Genomic DNA, 13,101 nt, shown 5'->3' with positions numbered 1-13,101 from the left:
CTGTCATGGAAAGGAGTGCATGTGATGAACGGAGAATACGTCATTTTACCGAAGGGTAGACTCGGCTTTCGTTTAGGAAAAGGCCAATGTATGCGAGTGGTTGATGTCGAAGGCCAGCAAGTAGCAGATGTGATGGCCTATCATGAAAAGGATTTTTATGAAAAATTTGACCAAGGTGCGACGATGGACAGTTTGTTCTCGTCCAAAGTAAAAAAAGGCGATAAGCTCTATTCAAATTTATATAAACCGATGTTTACGATCATTGAAGATACAGTAGAATGCCATGATTTATACATGCCCGCCTGCCGGCAAGAGATGTATCAGCTTTTATACGGACGGACGCACTTAGAGGTCATGCATACATGCTACGACAATTTGCGGACGGCCTTTGAGCCTTTTGGAATTCCAAAGGAGGATATGTACTATCCTTTTAATGCCTTTATGAATACAGTCATTGATGAAAAAGGAAAGCTGTCTGTCGAGCTGCCAAAATCGCTGCCAGGTGACTACATTCGCCTGAGGGCTGAAATGGATCTCATTGTGGCCGTGTCCGCTTGTCCTGCTGATATTGGGAAGTGTAATGGTTCAAGCTGTACATCTATACGGGTAGAAATCGATTAAAAAAGAAAAGGACCAGTCCATAAAGACATGGTCTTTTTCACTTGTGAATGTTTGATATCTAAGAAATAGGGGAACGTCTAACAAAATGTTCTTGATGAAAACATGGTATAATGGAGATTCAAAAAACGTTGTTAAATCAATGAATTGTGTGTAAAACCTGTTCTCTTCATGTAGAGGATGCTTAGGAGGAAAAGTGTATGAGTTTGCAGAAAAAGATCAGCCAAGAGTTGCATGTGCAGCCCTCAATTGACCCAAAGCAGGAGATCGAAAAACGGGTTGGATTTCTAAAGGAATACTTGAAAAAAACCGGGGCAAAAGGATTTGTACTCGGCATTAGCGGCGGGCAGGATTCAACGCTTGCCGGACGTCTTGCACAGCTTGCTGTCAGTGAGCTTCGTCAAGAAGGAAAAGAGGATGCTGTCTTTATTGCGGTACGCCTTCCGCATGGTGTGCAGCAGGATGAAGATGATGCACAGCTTGCTCTATCATTTATTCAGCCAGACAAGTCGTGGAAATATGATATTGCACCTGCCGTATCAGCATTCAGTGATCAATATCAAAAAGAAACAGGCGGCCCATTGTCTGACTTTAATAAAGGGAATGTCAAAGCACGTATGAGAATGATCGCGCAATATGCTGTCGGCGGTGAGGAAGGATTACTTGTCATCGGTACAGATCATGCAGCTGAAGCAGTAACCGGCTTCTTCACGAAGTATGGTGATGGCGGTGCAGATGTTCTTCCGCTCACAGGCTTGACAAAACGCCAAGGCCGGGCGCTACTCGAAGCGCTAGAAGCACCGGAACGCCTGTATTTAAAGAAACCAACAGCCGATCTGCTGGACGACAAACCTCAGCAAACGGATGAAACAGAACTCGGCATTACGTACAATGAAATTGATGATTACTTAGAAGGCAAACCAGTGTCAGATCAAGCAGCAGAAGCGATTGAAAAGCGCTATGTTCAATCAGAGCATAAACGCCAAGTACCCGCTTCTATGTTTGATGATTGGTGGAAATAAAAAAGAGACCTCTCCAGAAGATGGAGAGGTTTCAGCGTGTAGACAAACCTTCGCATTCGGTGTCAGGTCTGCGCGCCGGTACTCACGAATGTCAAATTCGCTCCGCTCCGGTACTCGTCCTTTCCTAGGGCTGCAAAGGTTTTCTATTACGCTGAAAAGAAGACAAAGGGCTAAAATAAAGATCATTTTAGCCCTTTGTCAATAATCAGAGACCTCTCCAGATGGAGAGGTTTTTTTATGTCGAATTTCAAGTGGGTTTGACAAAATAACCAAAATTTCATTAAATTAGTAGAACGATATACTTAAGTCCATTTCACTAAATATCGGTTTTTTTGATCAAAAAAAGCAAGCATAATTAGTTCGATTCACTTAATTTCATTTCTATTGACAGTATTTTCAGAAAAAATGATTGACGAAGGAAAAGAATGCGCTTACAATGAAACCACATTCCGAAAAGTGAAATTAGATTCCACTGAATGGAATAAAGGGGTGATTCACCTCCAAATAAGAAGCTAAAGGAATGATGGACACAATGAAAAATCGAAGTGCACTGGAAATTTACAAAGAGGGAGGCGCTTGGTGGGAGACTGAGATTAGTCATATTCAAAAAAATTCAATTGAACTTCGAGGATATCCGATTGAAGAACTGATTGGTGAATTGTCGTATCCACAAATGCTCTATTTACTGCTTGTTGGTGAATTATTGGATGATTCAAAAGCAGCTCTTTTTGAAAGTGTTCTTGTCGCAGGTGCGGACCATGGACCAAGGGCGCCATCTATTGCAGCAGCCAGAATGGCGGTGACTTGCGGCATTTCGTTTAATTCCTCTGTTGCAACAGGGATGAATCTATTAGGTGACATTCATGGCGGAGCCGGAGAGAAGGCCATGCGTATGTTATACGAAGCCAAAGCGATCTACGATGATCAAAAGGATGTACAGTCTGCGGCAAAGCAAGTGTGCCAAACATGGTTAACTCGCAAGGAAAAAATCCCGGGAATCGGACATCAGCTTCATGATGATGATCCGAGGGTGAGACGTCTATATGAGCTGAGTCACACATATGTCCAGCAAGGTGTTATCAGCGGGACATATTTACGATTAGCCGAAGCGATTAGACATGAGCTTGAACAGCTGAAAGGGAAGAAAATCACGATGAATATAGATGGTGTATCTGCTGCCATCCAATGTGAATTAAACATTCCGGCAGAAGCAGCAAAAGGCATTTTTTCCTTATCCAGAGGAATGGGCATCGTGGCGCATGCATATGAGGAGCTGACAAAGGGAGCCCTCGTGAAGGGACCTTGTCCGAATGAAGAAAGATTGGTTCGTTATGCAGGGCATGGAACGCGGCACTTGAAGGAGGGAGAAAAAATTTGAGTGGTTTCAAAGCGTTGTCATATATAAACGGCGAGTGGCTGGATACCGATCGTGTCAAAACTGATATCATCAATCCTTACTCAGGAGAAATAATCGGTACATCCTATCTCGCCTCATCAGAAGACATAGAACAGGCACTTTCTAGTGCGCAGCATGCTAAAAAACAAATAGCGGGAATATCGGCCATCGAACGCTCAAAGCTTCTAACAAAAGCAGCCACCTTACTTGAAGAACAAAAAGACCATTTTGCAAAACTGATTTCGCTGGAACTAGGCAAACCACTTAAAAATACAAGAGATGAAGTTTCGCGATCAATCGAGACGCTGGCGCAGTCGGCGGAAGAAGCGAATCGATTAATAGGTGAGACCATTCCTGGCAATGTATCATCGCGTGGACAGGGAGCAATGGCCATGACATTTAAAGTACCAGTCGGAGTTGTGCTGGCGATTACTCCTTTTAATGCACCGCTCAACTTAATTTGTCACAAAGTCGGTCCAGCCTTTGCGGGAGGGAATGTCATTATTTTGAAGCCCGCACCGCAAACATCAGCTGTTGCCACAGCGTTTGTCAAACTTCTTCTCGAAGCAGGGTTTCCTGAGGCTGGTTTGCAGCTTGTGATTGGCGGGGTCGAGGCTGGGAAACAGTTAGTCACTGATGAAAGAACGAATCTCATCTCTTTTACCGGCGGGGCTGCCGGAGGCGAACATATTACAACCTCTGCGGGATTAAAAAAGGTACTGCTCGAACTTGGAGGGAATGGCGCGACGATTGTTCATCACGATGCAGATATTGAACAAGCCGCATCCCTTTGTGCCAAAACAGGCTTTAGTAATTCCGGTCAAAGCTGTATTTCTGTTCAAAGAATTTATGTCCACCAGGAAATCATGCCGACGTTTACTGAGGTATTAAAACAAAAAGTAGAGCAGCTTGTCGTTGGAGATCCGCTGTCTAGTGAGAGTGATATCGGCTGTATGGTTGATGTCCAGGCCGCGCAGCGTGTTGAGGCCTGGATACAAGAGGCAGTGAGCATGGGTGCTGAGCTTTTATATGGGGGAAAAAGAAAAGGAGCGAGCATCACGCCAGCTATTTTGTTAAACCCTCCGAAACAGGCCAAGGTTGTCTGTGAGGAAGTGTTCGGCCCAGTTGTCAGCGTTCTCCCTTATGAGGAGCTGGAGGAGGCAATCAAAGAAGCAAACGATAGTCGATATGGGTTGCAGGCAGGGATCTTTACGAATCAGCTGGATGTGGCATTACACGCAGCAAAAGAGCTTGAAACTGGCGGTGTTGTCATCAATGGGACATCGAATTTTAGACTGGATCATTGGCCTTATGGCGGGATTAAGCGAAGTGGTCTTGGAAGAGAGGGTCCGCGTTTCGCCATCGAGGAGATGACCGAAACCAAAATGGTCGTGCTCCCAAATGGTCTGTGAAAGGGGCGTAGGGATGTGAATGCATTTCAGCAAAAAGTAAAAAGTGTGCAGACAGGCGGTCCGCCAATGATTTGTACGCCGCTCATCGGACAAACAAAGGAAGAATTGTTTCATGAGGTCGAGGTGTTAACAGAGAAGAAGCCTGATGTGATCGAGTGGCGGGCAGATTTTTTTCATCACCTTCATGACAAGGAACAAGTGATAGAAACCCTTAAGGGAATGGTAGAAAAGGCAAAAGGCATCCCATTTTTATTCACCATTCGCTCTGAAAAGGAAGGCGGTGAAAGTATATCACTCTCCGAAACTGAGAAAGTTTCTTTGCTTGCCGAGCTTTGTTCCACACAGCTTGTGGATGCCGTTGATTATGAATTGATGCAGGATGTGGCACATATACAGCAAGTCAGTCAGGCAGCTAAAAGAAATGGCGTCACCTTGATTGTGTCGTATCACGATTTCTATCGCACCCCTGAGATAGATCGTCTCGTGCAGCTACTCGTCAATGCAGAATCAGTCGGCGCCGACATCGCAAAGATCGCAGTGATGCCGCATTCCTATGACGATGCATTAACACTGCTCTCAGCGACCAGCTATGCGAAAAAGCAGCTGTCAATTCCCGTGATTTCGATGGCAATGGGGGAATACGGGGCTTTTACAAGAATGGTTGGCGGACTTTTTGGATCTGTCATGACCTTTGCTGTAGGGAAAGAAAGCTCAGCTCCCGGGCAAGTCGCGATACAGGATTTGAGCAATGTTCTATCTATTGTGTTTTCAAAGAATAAGTGAGTAGCAGATTCATAGCTGCAACGTGAGAGGAGAGAAACATGAAGAAGAATATTTCTACACAGGTTATTCAGTACTTAGAAAATCGGGGAGTCGAGCATATTTTCGGTCTCTGTGGTCATACGAATATTGCTTTTTTATCAGCGCTTGAAAAAAGCTCGATTCAATTTGTAAATGTCAGGCATGAACAGATAGCAGCACATGCAGCAGATGGTTATGCGCGAGCAAAGAAACAGACGGCTGTTGTTCTCAGTCACCTAGGTCCTGGACTCACCAATGCGGCAACAGGTGTGGCGAATGCAGCACTTGATTCCATTCCGATGGTTGTCATTGCAGGAGATGTTCCAAGTCATTACTACGGAAAGCACCCACACCAAGAGATCAATCTTCATTCCGATGCCTCTCAATACGAAATTTACCGGCCGTTTGTGAAAAGAGCATGGCGAGTCGATATTCCAGAATTATTTCCAGAGATTTTATCAAAAGCATTTCAGTTAGCTGAAAGCGGCCGACCTGGCCCGGTGCTTATTTCTGTTCCGATGGACGTGTTCTCAAAAGACCTAGATGTGTCCCTGTTTGAACAAATGAACCATCATACACACACCATTGAAAAACCTTCTATTGATGATCAAACGGCCAATCGGATATTAGACCGATTGCTGCAGGCAGAAAGGCCGCTCTTATATGTAGGGGGAGGCATTTTACTAGCTGATGCAGCTGAAGAATTAAAGGCATTTTCTGATCATCTAAGTATCCCTGTTGCTCATTCTTTGATGGGGAAAGGAGCCATGCCGGATGATCACCCAATGACCCTTGGAATGACAGGATTTTGGGGGACAAAATTTATTAATGATCAGTGCAAAGAGGCGGACTATATATTGGCTTTAGGCACCCGTTTTGCTGAAGCTGATGCGAGCTCGTGGGAATCGGAGTATACGTTCAATTTCCAATCAACCAAGCTCATTCATATTGACATTGATCCGAATGAAATTGGCCGGAACTACCCTGTTGAAATTGGAGCGGTAGCCGATCTCAAGCAGGCACTGACCGTACTCAATCGCGTGGCGAAAGAAAGGCTGCCAGAAGGTATCGATCGCCCTGAACTGAAAAAGGACATTGCGGCATATCGTGAGGAATTTCAAAAGAGCAATTTGACGAATATTCAAGACGAGTCTTTCCCAATGAAACCGCAGCGTATTTTGCAGGAAGTGCGGGAAGTATTGCCGTCAGATGCTTTCATTACAACCGATGTTGGCTGGAATAAAAATGGGGTAGGACAGCAATTTCCTGTATTCACTCCAGGCACTATTTTAACCCCAGGCGGTTTTGCAACCATGGGATTTGGAGCCCCTGCCGCACTTGGAGCAAAGATTGCCCAGCCTGACCGTGTCGTTGTGTCACTAGTTGGAGACGGTGGATTCGGTCAAAATCCATCCGTTCTCGCAACAGCCGTTGAAGAAAACATTCCTGTTGTGTGGATTGTGATGAATAACAGTGCGTTTGGCACAATAGCCGGCTTGCAAATGGCGCACTATGAAACGACGTACGGCACTGTTTTTAGAAAAGGTGGAGAAAGCTATTCTCCGGATTTTGCTGCCATTGCGAGAGGCTATGGAATGAAGGGGATTAAAATCACTTCTGCGTCTGAATTCAAAGAAGCTTTGGCTGAAGCCATTACCTCTCAGGAGCCTTGCGTCATTGATGTAGCGATGAAAAATGATCCTGTTCCTACAGATGGACATTGGAATATTAATGACATTTATTCACCAAATACAAAACGCTCACATGTCAGTGTGAACTAAACATTACTAGGGAGGAATCAACAATGAAAATTAAAGTATTGAATCCGTTTCAAGATGGGAACCCATTATGGTTAGGCTTAGATCGTCCAGAGGAGCAAATGATTCGAAAGGTATTTCAAACGATTACACCAGATACCGTTGGATCAGAGCATATGATGGCGGGTCTCACCATTTTTGAACCAGGGGAAGCAAGTTCAGTGCACAATCACCCGGGTTCAGAGGAATTTGATTTTGTGATTAAAGGGTCCGGCGAAGTCATTTGTGATGGAGAAAGGCAGCCCTTTAAACAAAATGATTTTATGTTCATTCCTGACGGTGTCCCGCACCAGCATGTGAATACAGGCGATGAACCTTTATGGCTCATTTGGCTCTACACGCCGCAAGGGCAGCTTCCGAAGGATTAAAAACCAGCACCGGTAAGCCCTTCTTTTGAATCATCAGGGCTTTACGGGTCAATCAGAAAGATGAAAAGGGCTAAATTAGAAATGATTTTAGCCCTTCATCACTTGAATGAAAGGGAGTCAAGCAATGAATATGAATACACCGCTCGAAGGAATAAAAATATTAGACGTCTCCACAATGATCGCTGCACCCTATGGCGCGGTGCTTCTAGGGGATTTTGGAGCAGAAGTCATCAAAGTCGAGATTCCCGGTAAAGGCGATACGCTGCGGCATGTCGGCCCTTTTGCAGATGGGGAACCACTTAGATGGTCAGGTCTCTCACGGAATAAGAAATCCCTTACACTGGATCTGCACAAAGACGAAGCAAAAGACATTTTTAAAAAGCTTGCAGCTCAGGTCGATGTACTGATCGAAAATTTCCGTCCTGGAACACTCGAAAAATGGGGCGTTGGGTACGATGTGTTAAAAGAAATCAACCCTCGTTTAATTATGATTCGTGTATCGGGTTATGGTCAAACGGGCCCGTTTAAGGACAAGGCCGGATTTGGAACGCCAGCGACGGCGTTTAGCGGCTTTACATATATTCAAGGGTTTCCAGACCGGCATCCAGTCAGCCCTTCCTTTTCTCTAACTGATTATATTGCTGGCATCTATGTGGCATTCGCTACTGTGACAGCGATGTATTACAGGGATACACATCCAGAAGGAACGGGGCAAATGGTGGATTTGGCCCTCTATGAATCTGTGTTTCGTATGTTAGAGTTTTTGGTTGCAGAATATGACAAGCTTGGGAAGGTGCGTGAGCGTTCACCGGGGCTAAGCGGTCATTCAAGCCCTGCTGGTACCTATGAGACAAAGGATGGGCATTATTTGGTTCTTGTAACAAGTACAGATTCGACCTTCAATCGATTGGCTGAGGCGATGAATCGATTAGATTTATTAGAGAATGAAAAATTCGCGGTTAATGCATCCAGGCTGAAGCATAACAAAGAAATGGATGCGATTGTATCGCAATGGATCGCGTCGAAAACAAGGGATGACGTATTAGAAATTCTAGATACTCACGGTGTCCCTGTGAGCCCGATCTTAAGTATTCGGGATATTTTTGAACATCCACAATTTAAAGCAAGAGAGAATATTGTCGAAGTGCATCACCCTCGACTTGGAAAAGTGAAGGTGCCTGGGATTATTCCGAAGTTTGAAAAAACACCTGGAAGTATCCGTCACATTGCACCTGATTTAGGCGAACATAATTATGAGATTTTAACAAATATGCTTGGCCTAACAAAAGAAGAGTGTAAGCAGTTAGAAGAAAAAGGGGTTATTTAAGACGTTCAACCGAACCGCACGCTGCGGAAACAAAGGAGGATGGTTATGAAAGTGCATTCAGAACTGAAGGGGAATGAATTGCAGCCCGCATATGTGAAACCAACGAAAGCCCGTTTTGGCATATTGATTCTGTTGTTTTTAATTACCGCTATTAATTATATTGATCGAGCCAGTGTGTCCATTGTTGCGCCTGCTATTCAATCTTCATTGCAATTAAATCCTGCTTTATTAGGTCTGATTTTTTCGGCATTTAGCTGGACATATACAGCGATGCAAATTCCAGGCGGTTTTATTCTCGATAAATTTGGCTCAAAGGTAACGTATGGGATATCACTCGTTACTTGGTCTATTTTTACAGGCTTACAAGCGTTTGCGAACAGCTTTGCCTTTTTATTCGGCTGCCGTTTGTTTATTGGAATTACAGAATCTCCCGCATTTCCTGCAAATAATCGTATTGTCACTACATGGTTTCCAAGGCGGGAACGGGCTTTTGCAACAGGAGTATACACAGCTGGAGAGTATGTGGGTCTTGCATTTGCGACACCTCTTCTTTTTTGGATCATGACGACTTTCGATTGGAGAACCGTCTTTATTACGGCAGGTGCGCTCGGTATCATATTTGCTTTCTTTTGGTACAAGTATTATCACGAACCGAAAGAGCATCCGAAGATAAATGAAGATGAGTTAGAATTAATTCGGCAAGGCGAAGGGCTGACAGTCGCATCACAAGAGAAGCTGAAATGGGCAGACTTTGCCGCCCTCCTAAAATATCGTAAATTGATCGGGCTCTATATTGGCCAATTCTCTGTTGCGTCTACACTTTTTTTCTTTTTAACATGGTTTCCGACCTATTTAGCAGAGGCGAAAAACATGGCGTTTCTCAAGGTAGGTTTTGCTGCTTCTCTTCCTTATATTGCTGCATTCTTTGGGGTCTTATTTGGAGGTTATGTGTCTGATTGGCTGCTTAAAAAGGGCGTATCAGTGAATGTAGCAAGAAAGCTGCCGGTAGTGGTTGGCTTGCTGATGACGAGTACCATTGTTTTAGCAAACTTTACAACGAATATCCCGCTTGTGCTGACGATTTTATCCATCGCTTCATTTGCGCAAGGACTGTCTAATATCTCTTGGACGATGCTGTCCGAGGTGGCACCGAGGGAAATGGTTGGGCTTGCTGGCGGCGTATTTAACTTTTTTGCTAATTTAGCTGGGATCATCACTCCGCTCATTATCGGATTCATCGTGTCGGCGACAGGCTCTTACAACGGGGGAATTTTATTCGTCAGTTTAGTCGCATTAGGCGGGGCATTGTCGTACATTTTCATCGTAGGTAAAATTGAACGTATTCAATTGAAACCGTAGTGGGAAAGCAAAAGAGAACTCATATCAAGACGAGTTCTCTTTTTTTATGAATAAAAAATAACGGTGATAACTGTTGCACATGCGATACCCATGCTGATATAAAAGCCAGCAAACCAAATATTCCACCGAGTGATACGGTAAGGGTTGACCTTCATCAAATCTGCCAATAAGGAGACAGAAACATTAAAAGGGCTAAACATAACAGTTGATGTGCCAGCAACGATCAGCATGATAGCAATGGGAAGAGCAGGCAGTTCATGAATGACAGGTGTCATCATGCTGACTAATAAAGCAAGCGAGACGAGCGGGTGAAAACCGCAAAGAGCGGTGATCAGAAAATACAACCCGATGACACAATAAACCCAAATGGCATGGTCTGCTATACTGACAATAAATGCTTGAATCGGCTGCATACTGTTTGTGGCAAGCAGCATATCGACAAAGAAGCCGGCACTTAAAAATAGACACATATAGTTGGAGAGCTGATTGGTTCTTTCTTTCCAATGAGGCACAGAGACCGCTATATATTGTTTTCTTTTTTTGATAACAGATGAGAATAATAGAGCAAATGGAATAATTGTCAGCACAACAGCAAATAGATAGCCTTTTCCAATCCATGCATCGACAAGTGAGACGGCTGTCATAAAACTAAGCAGCATGAAAGCGAGCTGAAGGGTTTTTCGCTTAATTCGATGAGGATTGGAGTTTGTTTGTGCTGACTGAATGATGTTTGGTAATCGTTTGCTTTGCCGAGAAAAAAGCATCCAATCTGCCGCCAGCACCACGATCATTAAACCAAAAGTAATGGGTGCAATTTGATAATATTTTAGTTTGGTTGCATCAATGGTGACGCTGACTAGCACTTCAACAGGACTCCAGCTTAAACATAATGCATATGACCTTAAGAGGTTGCGTGTATAAAGATGTTGCTGCACCTGTTTTTTTAGGGATTCCAGCGACGGTTTGAGTGATGTATATAGTAAGGGGATCGTCGCGATATTTAAAAACATGCCAAGAATATGAGTGACAAATGAACTCTTGCGATAAAGCTGGTTTGGACTCGTTGTATGCAGTGTGAGCAGTTTATTTAATTGTGTATCGAAATGTCCAACATGTATGAGAGAATGAATAAAAGGCAGCATGAAAAATAGAGAAAGCAAGCCTAGCATGGAATGAAAGTGAAGAACAAACGTATGCAATGGCTGGCCGGATAAGAAGAATAAGAACAAACCAATGATGAGAAACACAGCACCTGTTTTCAAATAAAGCCCACTGGCTTTCTTAAAAGAAATGGTGAGCGAGATAGCGGCCAGCAGACCAACAAAGTAGGAGAGTATGGGAGCAGGAAATAGTTGATGAACAATATATAAGCTAATCAGAAGTGTAAAAACGACCAGGTACATTCAAATATCTCCTCCATCAAACATCTTCAATTGATTTTATTCCGTCTAGTAGAATTTGTTTTCTTTTAGTGGAACATTTAAAATGGATTATAGCAAAATCGATCGTTTATGTCGATAAGAAATCAAAGGGGAAAAGGAGAAAGTGAACATGGCTGATAAGAAGTCAAAAGAAGAATCAGGACTGCGTACGGTTCAGCGCGCTTTGGATATTCTTTCTTGTTTTAGTGAAGAACGTCAAGAGCTGACGCTAACGGATATTTCAAAAGAGATGAATTTAGCAATGTCTACGACAACGAGACTGCTCAAGGCACTTGAAATGAATCATTTTGTGGAAAAGAATCAAGAAACAATGAAATACCGATTGGGTCAAAGGCTTTATCTCCTCGGGTACATTGCAGGGAAGTCCATTCAATTGAGAGAACTGGCTAAACCACTCATGTACGCACTTCGTGATGAAACAAAGGAAACCGTCAACCTGTATGTACTCGATTCAACAAGCAGAGTTTGTATTGAACAAGCGGAAGGGCTGCAATCGATTCGGCATCTTGTCAAGATTGGTGAGAAGCTGCCATTGTACGCAGGTGCAGGCGGAAAGGTATTATTGGCATTTCAAAGTGAAGAATTTCAACAAAAAGTATTTGCGGCTGAGGCTGATCATGTGATGGGAGACGACTGGAAAAAGGAACGTAAACATATTCTTGACACGTATACTTCTTGCAGTATCGATGAACGAGAGGTCGGATCTGCGGCAGTAGCGGCACCAATCTTTAATATTCATGGGGAAGTGAAAGCTTGTTTATCCATATCTGGTCCAACCCATCGGTTTACTGAAGAAGTCATTCCCCAGCTGCAGCAAAAAGTAAAAGAACAGGCACAGAGGCTCTCTGAACAGCTCGGCTACGTCGTTAAACACAATTTTTAAGATGGTCTATCTTTTCGCGCTCCATTTATCATATAATAGAAACATTATGTAGCATTCCTTGTCGTAGGGAGGACGTGTCACGACCATGAAAATCAATAGAGAAATTCCTGTAAGACAGCGGAATATTGTCCTCATTGGCTTTATGGGTGTTGGAAAAACAACCATTGGGCAGCTGGTTGCCAAAAAGCTATATAGAGATTTTATTGATGTCGATCAGGAGATTGAGAAAAAGTACAACATGACGATTCCAGAGATGTTTCAGCAAAAAGGAGAAGCATTCTTCAGGCAGGCTGAAAAGGATTATATCGTCGATTTATGTGAACATACACAGCTTAAGATCGTCTCCCTTGGAGGCGGTGCATTCAAACAGGAAGAAATCAAACGCGCCTGCTTGAAGCATTGTACCGTTCTTTTCCTTGACCTGTCTTGGGAGAATTGGAAGCAGCGGCTGGATATTTTAATCGAAAACCGCCCTGTTCTTCACAACCGGACGCTTGATGAGATGAAAGAGCTGTTTGAAGAACGCCGGGAAATTTATTCTCTTCATAACTCCAGAGTGGAAACAGATCATTTAGAGGCTGAGGAAGTCGCCAATTATATTGTGGACACACTCAAGCTTGGCTGGGATTTATATTCGAAATAAAAAAAGTCTACCG

The 13,101-nt window shown here is 43.7% G+C and carries 12 protein-coding genes; 11 read left to right on the top strand and 1 reads right to left on the bottom strand.

Going from position 1 to position 13,101, the window contains the following annotated elements; genetic code table 11:
* The first annotated feature begins 24 nt into the window (after positions 1-24).
* The 9 genes from AC20OE_RS16995 to AC20OE_RS16955 all read left to right on the top strand — a co-directional run bounded on the left by AC20OE_RS16995 (position 25) and on the right by AC20OE_RS16955 (position 10,120).
* The gene (locus AC20OE_RS16995; protein ID WP_047202087.1) at positions 25-621 is read left to right on the top strand and encodes a DUF1989 domain-containing protein; all 597 of its coding nucleotides are present in this window, start codon (positions 25-27) and stop codon (positions 619-621) included.
* Between the two features lie 197 nt (positions 622-818).
* Positions 819-1,640: an NAD(+) synthase gene (gene nadE / locus AC20OE_RS16990; protein ID WP_024424335.1), complete on the top strand. Its 822-nt coding sequence runs from the start codon at positions 819-821 to the stop codon at positions 1,638-1,640.
* 520 nt (positions 1,641-2,160) lie between these two features.
* A complete protein-coding gene (locus AC20OE_RS16985) occupies positions 2,161-3,018 on the top strand; it encodes a citryl-CoA lyase (RefSeq protein ID WP_082700785.1) in 858 nt (285 codons plus the stop codon).
* Positions 3,015-4,448 (top strand): aldehyde dehydrogenase family protein, encoded by a 1,434-nt coding sequence (locus AC20OE_RS16980; protein WP_099662872.1) that lies wholly within the window; start codon positions 3,015-3,017, stop codon positions 4,446-4,448. The genes AC20OE_RS16985 and AC20OE_RS16980 overlap by 4 nt, the downstream gene beginning before the upstream one ends.
* A gap of 66 nt (positions 4,449-4,514) precedes the next feature.
* Entirely contained in the window at positions 4,515-5,231 is a 717-nt protein-coding gene (gene aroD / locus AC20OE_RS16975) for a type I 3-dehydroquinate dehydratase (RefSeq protein WP_216431146.1), read from the top strand.
* Positions 5,232-5,269: 38 nt separating this feature from the next.
* A complete protein-coding gene (locus tag AC20OE_RS16970; RefSeq protein WP_059374383.1) occupies positions 5,270-7,030 on the top strand; it encodes a thiamine pyrophosphate-binding protein in 1,761 nt (586 codons plus the stop codon).
* A 23-nt stretch (positions 7,031-7,053) separates the two neighbouring features.
* Positions 7,054-7,434 (top strand): cupin domain-containing protein, encoded by a 381-nt coding sequence (locus AC20OE_RS16965; protein WP_039176346.1) that lies wholly within the window; start codon positions 7,054-7,056, stop codon positions 7,432-7,434.
* A 124-nt stretch (positions 7,435-7,558) separates the two neighbouring features.
* Positions 7,559-8,761, top strand: coding sequence for a CaiB/BaiF CoA transferase family protein (locus tag AC20OE_RS16960; protein ID WP_099662874.1), 1,203 nt, complete (start codon positions 7,559-7,561; stop codon positions 8,759-8,761).
* A 45-nt stretch (positions 8,762-8,806) separates the two neighbouring features.
* A complete protein-coding gene (locus tag AC20OE_RS16955; protein ID WP_099662875.1) occupies positions 8,807-10,120 on the top strand; it encodes an MFS transporter in 1,314 nt (437 codons plus the stop codon).
* A 44-nt stretch (positions 10,121-10,164) separates the two neighbouring features.
* Here AC20OE_RS16955 and AC20OE_RS16950 read toward each other — a convergent pair whose 3' ends face one another.
* On the bottom strand, positions 10,165-11,523 hold the full coding sequence (locus AC20OE_RS16950; RefSeq protein ID WP_059374385.1) for a hypothetical protein: 1,359 nt from the start codon (positions 11,521-11,523) through the stop codon (positions 10,165-10,167).
* Between the two features lie 148 nt (positions 11,524-11,671).
* On the opposite strand from AC20OE_RS16950, the gene AC20OE_RS16945 reads away from it, so the two are divergent.
* Both AC20OE_RS16945 and AC20OE_RS16940 read left to right on the top strand, forming a co-directional pair.
* Positions 11,672-12,445 (top strand): IclR family transcriptional regulator, encoded by a 774-nt coding sequence (locus AC20OE_RS16945; RefSeq protein WP_039176354.1) that lies wholly within the window; start codon positions 11,672-11,674, stop codon positions 12,443-12,445.
* A gap of 85 nt (positions 12,446-12,530) precedes the next feature.
* Positions 12,531-13,088 carry a shikimate kinase gene (locus AC20OE_RS16940; RefSeq protein ID WP_003214270.1) on the top strand — a complete coding sequence of 186 codons (558 nt, stop codon included), beginning with the start codon at positions 12,531-12,533 and terminating at the stop codon, positions 13,086-13,088.
* Positions 13,089-13,101: the final 13 nt, after the last annotated feature.

This window comes from Bacillus sp. SRI_025, assembly GCF_057592095.1.
The sequence above is the reverse complement of the archived record's forward strand: the minus strand, read 5'-3'. Positions and strand labels throughout refer to the sequence as shown.

Bases quoted from the DNA above. Each gene is read 5' to 3' on its own strand.
- AC20OE_RS16940 (WP_003214270.1), top strand. From the start codon at position 12,531: ATGAAAATCAATAGAGAAATTCCTGTAAGACAGCGGAATATTGTCCTC.
- aroD (WP_216431146.1), top strand. From the start codon at position 4,515: ATGATTTGTACGCCGCTCATCGGACAAACAAAGGAAGAATTGTTTCAT.
- AC20OE_RS16950 (WP_059374385.1), bottom strand. From the start codon at position 11,523: ATGTACCTGGTCGTTTTTACACTTCTGATTAGCTTATATATTGTTCAT.
- AC20OE_RS16995 (WP_047202087.1), top strand. From the start codon at position 25: ATGAACGGAGAATACGTCATTTTACCGAAGGGTAGACTCGGCTTTCGT.
- AC20OE_RS16945 (WP_039176354.1), top strand. From the start codon at position 11,672: ATGGCTGATAAGAAGTCAAAAGAAGAATCAGGACTGCGTACGGTTCAG.
- AC20OE_RS16970 (WP_059374383.1), top strand. From the start codon at position 5,270: ATGAAGAAGAATATTTCTACACAGGTTATTCAGTACTTAGAAAATCGG.
- nadE (WP_024424335.1), top strand. From the start codon at position 819: ATGAGTTTGCAGAAAAAGATCAGCCAAGAGTTGCATGTGCAGCCCTCA.
- AC20OE_RS16960 (WP_099662874.1), top strand. From the start codon at position 7,559: ATGAATATGAATACACCGCTCGAAGGAATAAAAATATTAGACGTCTCC.
- AC20OE_RS16985 (WP_082700785.1), top strand. From the start codon at position 2,161: ATGATGGACACAATGAAAAATCGAAGTGCACTGGAAATTTACAAAGAG.
- AC20OE_RS16955 (WP_099662875.1), top strand. From the start codon at position 8,807: ATGAAAGTGCATTCAGAACTGAAGGGGAATGAATTGCAGCCCGCATAT.
- AC20OE_RS16965 (WP_039176346.1), top strand. From the start codon at position 7,054: ATGAAAATTAAAGTATTGAATCCGTTTCAAGATGGGAACCCATTATGG.